Origin of the sequence: Pseudomonas sp. S4_EA_1b (genome assembly GCF_016307435.1) — a bacterium.
Classification (GTDB): Bacteria; Pseudomonadota; Gammaproteobacteria; order Pseudomonadales; family Pseudomonadaceae; genus Aquipseudomonas; species Aquipseudomonas rhodesiae.
Genome location: NZ_JAEILC010000055.1, coordinates 63,399 through 78,387 on the forward strand (window position 1 = coordinate 63,399; position 14,989 = coordinate 78,387).

At 62.5% G+C, this 14,989-nt stretch carries 7 protein-coding genes; 2 read left to right on the plus strand and 5 right to left on the minus strand.

The genetic code is table 11. The features are described from left to right. The first annotated feature begins 21 nt into the window (after positions 1-21). Both YA0848_RS18815 and YA0848_RS18820 read left to right on the plus strand, forming a co-directional pair. Entirely contained in the window at positions 22-5,130 is a 5,109-nt protein-coding gene (locus YA0848_RS18815) for an NEL-type E3 ubiquitin ligase domain-containing protein (protein WP_184315955.1), read from the plus strand. 176 nt (positions 5,131-5,306) lie between these two features. After that, entirely contained in the window at positions 5,307-10,382 is a 5,076-nt protein-coding gene (locus tag YA0848_RS18820; RefSeq protein ID WP_169902726.1) for an NEL-type E3 ubiquitin ligase domain-containing protein, read from the plus strand. A 48-nt stretch (positions 10,383-10,430) separates the two neighbouring features. Here YA0848_RS18820 and YA0848_RS18825 read toward each other — a convergent pair whose 3' ends face one another. Genes YA0848_RS18825 through YA0848_RS18845 form a run of 5 tightly spaced genes read right to left on the minus strand, consistent with a single transcriptional unit; the run spans position 10,431 to position 14,948 of the window. Then, positions 10,431-11,168 carry a pilus assembly protein gene (locus tag YA0848_RS18825; RefSeq protein WP_034096089.1) on the minus strand — a complete coding sequence of 246 codons (738 nt, stop codon included), beginning with the start codon at positions 11,166-11,168 and terminating at the stop codon, positions 10,431-10,433. A 20-nt stretch (positions 11,169-11,188) separates the two neighbouring features. Next, positions 11,189-11,713, minus strand: a complete 525-nt coding sequence (locus YA0848_RS18830; RefSeq protein ID WP_052229511.1) for a CS1 type fimbrial major subunit — start codon at positions 11,711-11,713, stop codon at positions 11,189-11,191. Next, entirely contained in the window at positions 11,710-12,456 is a 747-nt protein-coding gene (locus YA0848_RS18835) for a pilus assembly protein (RefSeq protein ID WP_047881588.1), read from the minus strand. The genes YA0848_RS18830 and YA0848_RS18835 overlap by 4 nt, the downstream gene beginning before the upstream one ends. A 30-nt stretch (positions 12,457-12,486) precedes the next feature. Then, on the minus strand, positions 12,487-13,716 hold the full coding sequence (locus tag YA0848_RS18840) for a hypothetical protein (RefSeq protein ID WP_040267390.1): 1,230 nt from the start codon (positions 13,714-13,716) through the stop codon (positions 12,487-12,489). After that, positions 13,713-14,948, minus strand: coding sequence for a hypothetical protein (locus YA0848_RS18845; RefSeq protein WP_169902727.1), 1,236 nt, complete (start codon positions 14,946-14,948; stop codon positions 13,713-13,715). The genes YA0848_RS18840 and YA0848_RS18845 overlap by 4 nt, the downstream gene beginning before the upstream one ends. Positions 14,949-14,989 lie beyond the last annotated feature (41 nt).

The window sequence follows — 14,989 nt, forward strand, 5'->3', positions numbered from 1 at the left end:
CCCATTAAAGAGTTTCTGTTCATGCCCGAACTTCCTCCGTCTGAAACTACGCGCAGCACCTATAAAGGCCCGCACTACGGGTTGATCAAACAAACCATTCCAGACTGGATCACCTCCAGCACACCGACAAGGCTAGGCCAACTGAACACCGCCACTCTGACGCGGCCGGCCGGGCTCGCCGGCCTCACCTCGGCGCAGCATCAAGCGCTGCAGGAGGCCAATGCCGACGGCTGGCGCACGCAGAACCAAGTGGACCGGCTGTTAAGCGATATCCAGGATGTATACGCCTTCGCCGAACCGCGCTTGAAAAAAGCCATCCAGGATAAATACGGCCTCGACCTGAATGTGCAGACCACGTTTCTTTATTTATATATTCCGGTTGCAACGCCGTGGTACGTCATTGATTTTTCCAACGGCGTGACCACCCGCAAAGTTTCATTACTGGATGCCGCCCTGCATAACTTCGCCAAACGCGAAACATTTGATATCAACTCTTGCTATATCACTCAACCCGACTATCGCGGCCACTTCGCCGTGCTGCCGTTGGACACTACGATGTCGATCCAACAGTTCAAGGCCCTGTGCCGTGAGCTGGACCTCGGCGCCCACTACCAACGCTACTTGAACGAGCGTCTGCTGCCTGAAGCCACGGCGGCGCGCACCGAATTGCAGCACCAGGTGATCGCCAGCCAAAAAGCTGCCCTCAAAGTCGCCGCTCACTTGGCCAGCATCCCCACTGTCGCGCAACAGCCCGCCGACTTGAGCATGGCCGGCTTCCACCTGCTGATGCGCACGTTGCGCGGTGATCGTGGCGTGATGCAGTTCTATCAATTGAGCATTCTGGACGTGTCATTGAGCGGCATTCTGCTGATCGCCGCGGACCTGGAGCGGGTAACCAGCACCTCGAAGTTGATCGCCTATATCCCCCATGACCCCGAAAGCCCGGTCAAAGAATACGACTCCAGCCTCGCCTTCATGCAGGACCTGACGCGCAAACTGCAAACCAACGCGCCGATCCCGTCGCGCCAGCAACAGACCTACCAGCAGTTCTTCAGCCAGTTTGTCGATCACACTCAACGCGGGCATTTTTTTGCCAACCTGAGCCAGCGGCTGTGCCGCGTCCAATGGCATCAGCACAGCCCCTTGGACCCTCGCCCCAGCTGGCGCGAAACGCCACTGACCGCCCCCCGCCTGCAGTTTTCCGCGACCCCGATCAGGGGCGACCTGTGGCAATTTCTCTACCAGCAGTCGCTCAACAAGATCCTCAACGACGGGCGCGCCATTGCGGTCTCCACCGCCGACGCCGACACCCACGCGCGCTGGGCCTGGTGGGACAACCTCACCCGCCTGTTATCGGATATTTTCAATGTCGCTCTGATGGTGGTCACGCCGTTCGTGCCTTACTTGGGCGAACTGATGCTGGCCTACACCGTGTTCCAACTCACCTATGATGCGGTCGAAGGCGCAGTGGATTTGAGCGAAGGCCAATTCAGAGAGGCCGGCGAACACCTGCTCACCGTCACCAACGACCTGGTACAAGTGGCCGCCTTCGCCATCGGCGGCAAAGTGGTGGGTGCGTTCAAGCGCTCGCCGTTTATCGACGGTTTGCAACCCGTGCAGGTGGGCGACCAAACGCGCTTGTGGAACCCGGATCTGGCGCCCTACGCCCGCCCCGAATTGCAGTTGCCGGCCGACGCACAGCCCGATGCCCTCGGCCTGCATGGGCACCGCGCGCAGAAAGTCCTGCGCCTGGAGGGTCAGCACTATGTCGTCGAGCAGGATGAAACCAGCGGCACCTATCGCATCAAGCACCCCACCCGCGCCGAGGCCTACGCCCCCAAGCTCGTTCATAACGAGCACGGCGCGTGGTATCACGAAGGCGAGGACCCGCTGACCTGGGACAGCCACAGGCTGCGCAGCCGCCTTGGCCCGGTGGTGCAAGGGTTCGACGCGATCCAGCTGGAACAGGCCTGCGAGACCAGCGCCACCCGCGATGCAGACTTGCGCATGATGTACGCCGACCGCGACAGCCCGCCGCCGCTGTTGGTCGACACCCTCAGGCGAATAAGGCTGCGGGCGCAGGTCGACCGCGCACCGGCCCAGGTGCGCGCCGGCACCGCCGCCAAGCTGCCGGACAACTGGGCCGCGCAAACCACCAGCGAGCTACCCGGTTGGCCGCCGAACAAGGCCATCGCCGTGTTTATCAACGATGATTTGAGCGGGCACGCCCTCACCTACGGCGCAGCCACACCCAGCGATGCCGACACCCTGAACATCAGCCATCGCGAGGTAAGCGCCGGCCAATTGCCCGAACGCCTCTCTACGTTCTTGAGCGACAGCGAATTCGCCGGCCTGTTGCCCGCGCCGGTCGGGCCTACGTCTGCCGCGCGCATCCAGGCCCTGCGCGGGTTACTGGCGGATAAAGTGGCGCGGGAAAAAATCGCCGTTTTCAACCATCTCTACAGCACCACGGAAGTAGCCGAAACCGCCCCTGGCGAGCTGATTCAACAACAGTTCCCGCAGTTGCCGAAAAATCTGGTGGCCAATCTGTTGCTGCGCACCTCGCCCGATGAGTTGGAAACGCTGAACACGCAACGGCAGATCCCTCTGCGCCTGAAAAACCTGGCACGGGCACTGGCCAACGAAGTGCGCGCCAGCCACGCAAGCGAGGGGCTCTACGATGACGCGTTGCTGACCCCGGACACCGAACGCATGGTGCTCAATATCCTGCGCCAGCACACTGATGCACTGAGCGACATAAGCATCGCCATTCACGAACAGACCGCCCAGGGCCAGGTGCGCTGCCAGGTTGGCGCCGCCGAGGCCGCCACGAGGAAAATCCTGCTGCACACAGGCCCTGGGCAGTACCAGATCCACGATATGAGCAGCGCTGCGCCGCAACCGCAGTTCAGCTTGTACGAAGCCCTGATCTGGCTGCTGCCGCCGGGCAAGATCGACTATGTGGCCGGCCAGGGCGCGATTTTCAAAGCCTGGCTCAAAGAAAAACTGGAACCCTTGAGCAACCGTCGCACGCTGCTGCAAGCCCCCACACGGCGTCAGGTGGATGAGCGCGCCGCCCAGTCGCTGTTGCAAAAGCCCATGTTCGACGCCTTTCGCCGCCTGTTTCGGCGCGAACCGCCACAACCGCCGACGCTCAAGGAAACCCTGGTCAGGTTGTGCCCAAGTTTGAGCACCGAGCAGATCGAAGAAGTGACACCGCACCTGAAAACCCCGCAAGCGGAGCAACTGCTCAACACCCTGGAAATCGACCGCGCGGTGCTGGACACAGAGCTGGAGAACTTCCGCAAGCAGAAGCCCAGCCTGACCAAGGCCAGCGCCACGCTGGTGGCCAACGAAATGCTGATGCGCGGCCACATCATCAAGGAGTTAAAAAACTGCTGGGAACAAGGCGCCTATCAACGCCTGCTGCCTGCGCAGGCACGCTCCGGCGGAACGCGGCTGGACCTGAGCGAACTGACCCTGGGGCGCTATATCGCCAGCCTTGAGCCTCTGCGGGCGGACTTCAGCCATGTCACGCGCTTGAATGTCAGCGGCACACGCCTGGGGGATCGGGACACCGGCTTCCTCGACAATTTCCCCAATCTGCGCAGCCTTGACCTGTCCGACAACAACCTCGCCGGCCTGCCGTCACAGCTGCCGAATATCAAGTTCCTGGCCAAACTGAACCTGAGCAATAACCCCATCGCCTGGCGCCCCAGCGACTACGCGATCCTTGAACGCTGCCAGCTTCTGCGCTCGTTGAACCTGGAAGGCAATACGCAGCTGCGCGTCGCTCCGGACCTCAGCCACTTGCCTGAGCTGCGCCGCATGGTGTTGCGGCGAACCAGTATCAGCGCCTGGCCGGCGGGGCTGGACAGCCCGAAACGGGTCACACCGGAACTGGACTTGAGCAACACCAACGTGCGCACCGTGCCTGAGTTCGCCTCGGATTCGTCGGCGGCGCGCATCGTGGCCAACAGTTGGCTGGACCGTACCAAGCTCGAACGCCTCGACGAAGACCGCTTTGTCAGCTATCGCCGCGCACAAGGCATCGACCCCTATCGCACACGCCCGGTCGGCGACAAAGCCAACCGGGACTACTGGACAAGCGGCCTGGAAGGCGAGGATCTGGACACGGCCAAGGAGGTCTGGGACGAGGTCGAAAAAGAGCACGGCTCCCAGGGCTTGTTCGACGTGCTCCACCTGCTGCAACCGCCGGAGCGCTTTCAAACCCAGGAGGATGCGCGGTTGTTCCGCCAGGGCCGGGAAGACCTGTCCATACGCGTATGGCAGGTGCTATTTGCCGTGGACGAGAACCCCCAGTTCCGCGAGCGCATATTCAGCCTGGCCGGCGCGCCCGCCAATTGCGCCGATGCCGGTGCGCAGATCTTCAACCGCATCGGCGTCGAGACGCTGTTGGAAAACATCCTCAAGGACCAAAGCCCCGCAGGCCTGGCCAGCCGCGAGAGCCGCCTGGCGACGTTGGCCAAACAATCCTGGCGCCTGGATCAGGTCAACGAGCGCGCGCGCGCCGAAATCAAATATCGCACCGACCCGATCAGCCAAGGGGGGCTGGGACAAGCCTTCGGCAGTGGAGATAACCAGGTGGACGACGTGCAGGTGTACCTGGCCTACCAGACCGGGCTCAAGGCACGACTCGACCTGCCGTGGCTGTCCGAACATATGGTCTACCGCAACACCGCCAGGGTCACGGAAACCCACCTCAGCCGCGCCGCTCGCTACATTGCCCATCAGGAGCGCGGCAACGGTCTGGTCGACGGCATGCTTGAGCAACCGTTCTGGAACGAATACCTGCAAGAAAAATACGTTGAGTCGTTCAACCAAGCCCTGGAACAACGTGCCGAGGCCGGCAGCCAACTGGAGGACTTGCTGGAAGCGCACCGCGAGTGGGTGAGCCCGTCCGTGAGCGTCGAGCGCAAGGCGACGCTGCGCACACAGCTGGTCAGCCTGGCCGACACGTTGAACCTTGCGCAGACCCAGGTGCTTGAGGAGCAGCCGCTGTCCGACGCGACGGTGAATACCTTCTACGAGCATATCCAGCGCGACTACCGTGATCTGGCACGCCGCCTGACCCGCCAGGCCTTAGAAATCGCAGCGCAAACATCCTGAAGCGTCCCCGCCCCTCGACAGTTGGCGAGGGGCGGTAGCCGGCTATTTTCGAGATGGATAATTTCGAAATCAAACGCCATCCCGTCGGGGTATCCAACCCGGTATTCGCGCTTATTCTCGCCCCCTGCCCTCATTAGACTCGAATGCCTCATGAGCTGATTTCCAGGATTCATTGCATGGCTGACATCCCCTTTGCCCAAGCCTTTAAAGGGCTGCATTACGACTTCATCAACACTGCGCTTCCGCCCTGGCTGACCGCTACCCACCCACAACGCTTCAAAGCTTTACACCACGCGGCACGCCGCCACCCGATCCCTCCCGCCTCGCTACCGCGGCCCCTCAAGCAGGCAGTGGACGCGCACTGGCAAAACCTCAATGCTTTGGATGGGCCGTTTCAAGGCTTGAACGATGTCTACGCCTACGCCGAGGCCAAACTGCGCACGGCGTTGGCCCAGGATTACGGCGACATCGATGTGAAAAATACCTTTCTGCGCACGTATGTCAGCGCCGCCCAGGCCTGGTGGGTGATTGACGTGACCCAGGGTGTCACCAGTCGCACCGTGTCGTTGCTGGACGCCGCGCTGCACAACTTTGCCGACAACGAGCAGTTTGTCGATTACGCATTTCTCTCGCGCCCCGACGCACGGGGGCAACAACGCAGCCTGAGCTTCACCCACAAGGTCAGCGGAGCGGCGCTGACTGTCGAGGGGTTCAAACAACTGTGTCGCAGGCTGGATATCGGCGCGCAGTATCAGGCCCAGCTCAAGAGAGCCCTGGGCTTCGAGCAGCGCAGCGTCGCCTATCGCGTGCGCCAGCACGTGCTTGCCCAGCAGAAAAGCGGCTTGAGCGCGGCCGCGCAACTGGCCGCGCACAAGGGCGATATTCCGCGCAACGCCCTGGCACCGTTGCTGGCCCTGGCCGCCGGCCAACCCGCCGTCGAGTGGGAGGGCCAGCCGCTGCATTGCCACACCCTGGACATGATGAACACGCGGCTCACCGGCATCATCCTGCTGCATAGCCCGCCATCGCCGCCCACGCCGCTGACCCAGGTGCTCGCCTATGTGCCGGACGACCCAGAACACCCGCTCAAGCACTACCCTTCACCGCAGGCCTTCATGGCTGAACTGACCCGCCAACTGCGCGACGTCGAGCACTATCAGGTCTTTTTCAGTCGCTTCGTCGCCCACGACCAACGCGGGTATTTCTTCGCCAACCTCAATGCGCGCCTGAGCCGCGTGCAGTGGCACCACAAAGCGCCCACCGACAGCCAGCCCAGCTGGAAAGACACGCCGGTCGAGCACCCGCATCTGCAATTCAACGTGCAACGCTTCGAGCACGACTACCAGAACCGCTCGACCGTCTCCACGCAAAACGACCTGTGGAACTACTTGTATCGGGTGCGCTTGAACAAGATCGTCAACGATGCCCAAAGCCTCGCCGTCTCGACCCATCGCGTCGATCGCATGGCGCGTTGGGCATGGTGGGACAATCTGGAAAAAATCTTTTCCGACCTACTTAATGTCGCGGTGCAAATCCTCACGCCTTTCATACCCGGGCTGGGTGAACTGATGCTCGCGTACACCGCCTATCAACTGACCGACGAGGTCTTCGAAGGCATCGTGGACTGGGCCGAGGGCCAGGCGCGGGAGGCCGTGGAGCATATGTTTGGGGTGGCGCAGAACCTGCTGCAGCTCGGCACGTTCGCCGCCGGTGCGCAGGTCGCGCAACCGTTGCACCTGAAGCTGTCGGCCTTTGTAGAGGGCCTCAAAGCCGTGCAACTACCCGACGGTCGCACGCGCTTGTGGAACCCAGAAATCAGCCCTTATGCCGATCCCTCACTGCAACTGCCGGCGCAAGCCCGTGCCGAACCGTCAGGGCTACACCGGCACCAGGGGCAAGCACTGCTCAGACGCGATGGCGAGCACTTTCGGGTGCGCTATGACGCCGAGCGCGACGAACATCGCATCGTGCATCCGCGCCGACCCGACGCCTATCAACCCAGGGTGCAGCTCAAGCGCGACGGCATCGTGCTGCACGAGGCGGAACACCCCCAGACCTGGGACCGTCCGACCTTGCTGCGTCGCCTCGGGCGACCGGTAGAAGGTTTGAGCGTTACACAACTGGAGCGTATCCGCCGCATCAGCGGTTGCGACGACGACCTGCTGCGCGGCATCTACCACCACGACCAGCCGCTGCCGCCCCTGCTGGAAGACACCCTCAACCGCTTCGACGCCTATGCCAGTGCCAGCCGCTCCAGCGACAGCATTCGCGTCGGGCAGCCACTGGACCCGGCCTCGGCGTGGTTCGAGCAGACGGTTACCGAACTGCCCGGCTGGCCGGCGGATAAAGCCTTGCAGGTGTATCTACGCGCCGACCTCACCGGCGCCTCTCACCACTACGGCAATCCCGACGCAGCGCCCGCCGACACTCTGCAGATGAGCCTGGCGCAAGTGATGTCCGGCACACTGCCGGAGCGGGTTCTGGCATTTCTCGATGAACCCCAGACCGAGGCGCTGCTGGGCCAAAGTGTGCCGAAACCCCAACGGCTCCAACACCTGCGTAACCTGCTGGCCGATTACGTCAGCCAGCAGGCGCCCGACATTGGCCCCTATATGCACCGTTTGCGCGAGCTGTCCGACGAGCCGCGCACGCGCCTTTTGCGTGAGCACTTGCCGCGTTTGGAGAGCCACGCCATCGACGCGCTGCTCAGCAGCGCCAACAGCGACGAACTGCGGGTGATGGATGAGCACCAGCGCGTGCCGCTGCGCCTGAAGAACCTCGCCGGCGAACTGGATTTCGTCGCCCGCACCACCCATGCCTACGAGGGTTTCTATTTTCCCTGGCAGCAAACCCCGGACAGCGAACGCATGGTGCTCAACACCCTCAAGCATCACAGCGATGCCTTCGCCGACCTGCACCTGCAAGTTCGCGAACGCACGGCCGATGGGCCGTTGCGCTGCGAGGCGGGGCCCATGGACGCCCAGGTGCGCCGCACGCTGATCCGCAAGGGCAACCATGGCTATGAAGTGCTCGACGATCAGTTAAAGCATCTGCACGGCCCGGACACGCTGTACGAGTCGATCCTCCAGGCCCTGCCCGATCCCACCCGGCACGCTTTGGGCTACAGCACCGGCCAGGGCACCGCGCTGCGCGGCTGGCTGATGCAAACCCTGGAACCCCTGGCCGAACGCCGTATCGCCTTGGCCGAGCCGCCGACACGCGCTCGCGCGAATCGGGAGACCCTGGCCCTGCTGGGCACACCGATGCCGAAAAGAACCGCTCGCGGGCCAACGCAGCCGAGCGCGGACCTGCATCGGGAGGCTCTGAAAACCCTGTTCCCCTACCAAAGTGAAGAACGTATCCAGACCTACATGGACACCGTCGGGCCGCAGGCCCTTGGCGAAACGATCAACACCCTGGTCATCGAACGTATTCGTCTGAACGGCGAGCTGTCGCGTTGGGCACTGCAGCCAGGCGCCCATAGCCTGAGTGTGGAGCGCGAGTTGCGCGCGTTTATCAGCGCCAGAATCCTCGAATGCTGGGACGACCAGGTACGCGCCCGGGTCGAACATCGCGGCTCAGTGCTGGACCTCAGCGGCCTGGTATTACCGGACGCTTTGCCGACGCTGCAAGCCGATTTCGGCCATGTGGTCGGGCTCAACCTGGCCAGAGCCCGCTTCAAGGCAGCGCATGCCGATTTTCTCGCGCGCTTCCCCTCGTTGCGCACCCTCGATCTGACCCACAACCCCCTGACCCACCTGCCGGATACCCTGGTGGACCTGCGCCATCTGGAAAACCTCGACCTGTCGTACACCCTGCTGCAATTGCGCGCGCGGGATGTTACCCGCCTGAAAAACCTGCGTTACCTGCGCCGCCTGAAACTCAACCACACCCCGACCCGCCAAGTCCCGGATATCGGGCGCATGCGCGACCTGCACGAACTGGACCTGAGCCGCACGCCCATCGAACGCTGGCCGGACGGGGTGTTCGATGTGCCCCGGCCGCCGCACTGGCTGCTCAACCTGCAAGACACAGCCATTACCGAGGTGCCCGAGGTCGAAATGGGCAGCCCTGCCGCCCTGGTGGTTGCCCGCACGCGCCTGGATCGCGCACGTCTGGGGGCGGTGAGTCGCGAGCGCTTCAGGGCCTACCGCGAATCCGTGGGGCTGGACGCAGACCGCAGCTACGAGCCGCGCGGCGAGAGTGAACCCTGGCTGGCCTACCTGGACCCCACCGCTCAGGACGCCGCGCGCGCGCTGTGGAGTCGGCTGGAACACGAGCATGGCTCCCAAGGCTTCTTTGAAGTGATCAAAGCGCTTGAAGCACCCGACGAATTCCAGAGCGCCGAAGACGAACAGCGTTACACCGCCAACCACCGCACCTTGACGCAACAGGTCTGGGAGCTGCTGGAAGCGGCGGACGCCGACACCGCCCTGCGCCTGAAACTGTTCGAGATGGCCAGCTACCCGGCCAATTGCGCCGATGCCAGCACGCAAATATTCAACGAGCTGGGCGTGGAGGTGTTGGTCCATCAGATCGAACGCTATGCCCCCTCGCCCGAGGTTCACGAGCAGCGTCTGGCCGTGCTGTGCCGGGGCATTGCGCGGTTGCGGCAGCTCAACGACGTGGCGCGGGCCGACATCCGCCAGCGCCTGGCGCCGCTCTCCCAGGGCGGCCAGGGCCTGCGGCTGCGCAGCGAAATCGTCGACAACCTGCCTGGCGAGGTGGATGAAGTAGAGGTGTACCTGGCCTACCAGACTGCGTTGGCGCAGCGCCTGGACTTGCCGTGGATCGCGGACCATATGATCTACCGCCTGACGGCCAACGTGAGCGAGGCGCAGATCGACAGCGCCTACCGCCAGGTGCTGGAACTGGGCGAAGGCGACGGCCTGGTCAACCGCATGCTGCTGGACCCACACTGGCGCGGCTGGCTGGAGCAGCGCTATCCCGAACGCCACGCGCAGCATCAGCAAAGGCTTAAAACGCGTCACGGGCAGTTGTTTGAGCTGCAAGACTTGCATGAACAATGGCGCAGGGCACCGACGCCCGAGGCCCTACAGCAGATGCAGGATTTGGCGACCCTATTGGGTATTAGCGATGGGCAGTTGCAAGGCGATGACGCTGCGTTTCAGGCCGCCTGCGAGCGCCTGGAAGAGACCCTGGGCTATGACGCCCTGGCGTGGATGCGCGAACAGACGCGCAATGCTTTGCGCGACGCCGGCGACTGGCGCAATCGAGCGCCGAAGCGTTGAACCGCAAGCTCCGGCAGGCGTGCACGGGCGCGCGCCTGCCGGGGTCCGTCAGCGCACTTCGATCCTGCGCTGCGCATCGCCTTCCCACAGATAGAAGCGGTAGACGCGCCCAGCCTTCTTGTCGAAGCTGAAGGTGCGGCCGGGGAAGATATGGTTCTTGGTGGTCGGCGCGCATTCCGTACTGTCATGGCCCGCACAATCCTTGAACTCATCGACCAGTACCACGGTGTTGCCGGCATTGCGCATGACGTAGCGCTGCCCACCGTTCTCGATCTTCGTGTCGAAGCGGCTGTCCTTGGGACGAACGAAAAATACCGTGCCATAGCCAGCCATCACCTGCACGCCACCGGCCAGGGTGTTTTTATAGGCTTCGCGTTCTTCATCGCTGACCTGGAACTCATCGTCTTTCTCCGGCGCCACCGGCAAGTAACGCACGCGGAAGTAGCGCTCCTTGTCACGCTCACCCATAAACAACAAGCGCGTGCTCTGCACACCGCCGGCCGGCACGATCAAGCGCGCCGGGCTGGCGATCAGGCCGTTGCGCACGCTGCCGTCGGCCTCGGTCTTGAGCGGGACTTCGTCGTAAGTGCCGTCGGGCTTGTAGAGCATTTCGGTGATGTTGACCTTGACGAAAGCGGTCTTGGTGCCGCCGTTGAAGACCCGCTTGAGGTAGGTGCTTTTATCGCCGCGCAGATAATCGTAGAAATCCCCGACATTGATACTCGGCCCCGCCTGGGCACTCAGGGCACACAGCAACAGGCCCAGCCCCGCACATACACGCTTCATAACCGCTCCTTTGCACACCATCATGGCCTCACCGCATCGAACAGCAGCTCGACGCTGCCGTAGTAGTCACCCGGGGTAAACCCATCCGGCGGCTCGACGGCCGAGATATCCAGCAGTACGCGCTTGCCCTGGCGCGCTTCGTCCTGGGGCACCACCAGGGTGTCCTCCAGGCTCAGCACCTGACCGTTGAACGTGACGCTCAGGTCGATGTAGGTACGCCCGCCGTTGAACAGGGTGGGCAACGCACCCAGGCGCGCATTGATGCCGCCGGCGGAACTCTTGACGTCGAAGTGTTCCCGCAAGGGCCGCAGGCGCCCCGGCACCAGGTCCCAGATCATCTGTTGTTCGCGCTCCAGAAAACCGGGCGTGATCGGCAACACGTAAAAATCCTGGGTGGGGATGGTCACCGACACATCGAACACTTGCACTTCACGAACCGCCTGTACCGCAGGGCTGAACACCGCGCCACCGGTGAGCAGCACCAGGCCCAGCAGGGCCGGACCGCCTCGTTTCCACCCACGATGGGTGCGTTTACTGACTCTCATCCTTTGACCTCATAAGGTTTCTTGTCGCTGCCTTCGATCAGGGTGAAGCGGTAGGTCCGCCCCTTTTGCTTGTCAAAACCAAACGTGCGACCGGGCAGAATGTGGTTCTTGGTGGTCGGCTGGCAGTCCTTGGGATCGGCCGCGGAGCAGTCTTTGAATTCGTCGACCACCACCACACTGTTGCCCGCGTTGTTCAGGCGGTAATGGCCGGCGCTGTCGTCGACGCCGGTCTGGAAACGCGCGTCCTTAGGCCGCACGAAAAACACCGTGCCATAGCCCGCCAATACCGTTACCCCGGCAGACAAAGCGCCTTTATAGGCTTCGCGTTCTTCTTCCGAGAGGGCGAACTCGTCGTCCTTTTCCGGCATCACCGGCACGAAGCGCACGCGGAAATAACGCTCTTTTTCCCGCTCCCCCAGGTACAGCAGACGCGTGCCCTGCATGCCGTTGGCCGGCACGATCAAGCGCGTGGGGCTGGCCATCAGGCCATCGCGCAAACTCGCGTCGGTGGCGGGTTTGACTTCCACCTCTTCGGAGGTGCCGTCGGCGTTGTAAAGGATTTCCAGCACCTGAACCCTGACGAACGCTGTGCTGTCGCCGCTGTTGAACACGCGCTTGAGGTAGGTGCTCTTGTCACCGTCCAGATAGTCGTAAAACACCCCGACATTCAGGCTGGGCCCGGCCTGCGCCCCCAGCGGCAGGCCGCACAGCAACCACAAGGCCCACACATATTTGCTCCACATAACGCTCTCCAATAACACGTGTGACGTCGTTTACAGGTCCGAATCCCAGATCACCGTGGCCATCCCCGAATAGGTGCTGCCGCCCTGGCTCAGCATGTTGTCGGTGTGCTCTCGGCCAACCTCGAAATGCAGGGTGCCGGGTCGGCGATTCACGTAGTGCCCAGGCTGGAACAGTTGGGTGCCCGCGCCGCTGAGCAACAGGGGCTGGCGGTTCACCGCCGAACCATCCGGGCGGTTCAGGCCATAGGGCAGGCTGACGCTGATATCCAGCGGCACTTGATGACCGTCGGCGTTACGCAAGGCGCAGGTGTCGCCCATCACGCGCTCGCATTCCAATTGCATCTTGAAACGCGAAGACGCGGAGATATTGAAGGTCTGGTCACGGAACAGCCGCGCCGGTTTCCGCCCCTGATTCAGCCAGGCTTGCCAGCCGCCCTGGGGCACCAGTTCGATGCGGTTGCCGCCGGGCGGCACTTCGACCTGCAAGGTGTGCAGCACATCCAGACTGAAATTGAGGGTCAACTGGTTGTCGCTGGGGATCACCACGTCGCCGAAATCAAAGTCCTGATGCGGCCCCATGGTGTAGGTGATGTTGCCGACGTATTCCCCTGACGACATGCCCAACGGGTTGGGGGTTCGCAGCGCGTAGGCGAACTCGAAGGTGCTGTACCAAAACCGGGTGATGGTGGTGCCGGGGAATCGGCTGCACACCCCCGCCCCCTCCGGCACCAGCCAGAAGAACAGTGCCAGGGTGTTGTTACCGGTGAGAAACCCGGTGCTCTGGCAAGGGCTCGGCGCAGTTGACCACTGCCCTTGCCAGGAATACCCAGGCCGCGCCCAGGCACTGGTGTTGGGGCGCACATCCCAACGGTGCCCGATCCCGGCAATGCGCACCTGCACGGTTTCGGTTTCGCCGGTACGGGCATGGGTCACCTGTACATCCCGCCACTCGGACGGCACCTTCCACATTGCGCCTTGGCGCGGATCCTCGTGAAAGGCCTCAATAGGCGCGTTGGCGTTGGCGGCGAAATTGCTGGTGCGGATGGTGAAAATCCCCATCTGCTGGCAGCGAATCGGCATGTGTCCGGCACATATACCCGTCACCGGTGTGGTGTTGCGAAACTCGTTCTTGGTCGGGTTCGCCGGGTCGGGGATAAATTCGGCGGTGATGTCCTGGGACAGCGCCTGTGCCGTCCCCGTAGCGCCAAGGCCCAACAGGCCGGCCAGCGCGACACGCGCCAATCGTGATGTTCTGCTCATAGATCCGAATCCCAAATAACAGTGGCTTGTCCCGAATAAGTGCTGCCGCCCTGAGCCAGCATGCTGTCGGCATGCTCTTTGGCGACCTCGAAATGCAGGGTGCCGGGGCGGCGATTGACGTAGTAGCCAGGCTGGAACAGCTCGGTGCCCGCGCCGCTGAGCAGCAAGGGCTGACGGTTCACCGCCGAACCATCGGGGCGGTTCAGGCCATAGGGCAGGCTGACGCTGATATCCAATGGCACTTGATGGCCGTCGGCGTTGCGCAAGGCGCAGGTATTGCCCATCACGCGCTCGCACTCCAACTGCATCTTGAAACGCGAAGACGCGGAGATATTGAAGGTCTGGTCACGGAACAGCCGCGCCGGTTTGCGCCCCTGATTCAGCCAGGCTTGCCAGCCGCCCTGGGGCACCAGTTCGATGCGGTTGCCGCCGGGTGGGACTTCGATTTTGAGGTCGTGCTGGACCTCCAGGAAAATACTGAAGGTCAGTTGGTTATCCGTGGGAATCAGCACATCGCCGAAATCGTAATCACCGCCAGGCCCCATTGTGTAGGTCAGGCTGCCCGTGTATTCGCCACTGGACATTCCCAAGGGGTTGGGGGTCCGTAGCTCATAGGCGTACTCCATCTGGTAGATACGCATATAGGCCAATTCTTGGGAGGGCTTACGACTGCAGACCCCAGCGCCTTCCGGCACCATCCAAAAATAGGTAGCGGTTTGCAAACCAGCCTTCAAATGACCGGTTGAAATACACGGGCTCGGCGCCCTTGCCCATTGTTGTGTCCAACCAACCCCAGGTTGCGCCCAAGCAGAAACCCCAGGCGGACGCGGCACCTGCCAAAGACCACCAAAACCGGCAATGCGCATTTGCACTGTTTCGGTTTCTCCGGTCTTGGTATGCGTCACCAACACGTTCCGCCAATGCGACGGCACCTGCACCATGAACCCCTGTCGCTCATCGGCGTGATTGGCCAGGATCGGGCCGTTGGACAACGCGTCAAAACCGGGGATGCGAAGGCTGAACAGATTCAGGGCCTGACACTGCGTCGGGATATGCGACTGACAGATAGAACTGATCGGCGTGGTGTTCTGGAACTTGTTGACCATGGGGTTGGTAGGGTCCGGTTTGAACAGCGCGGTGATGTTCTCGGATATGGCCTGGGCTGTCCCCGCCCCCCCTAGACTCAACAGTCCGACCAAGACGGCAAGGTTCAACGGTGATGCGCGATTCATAGATCCGAATCCCAAATAACGGTGGCTTGTCCCGAATAAGT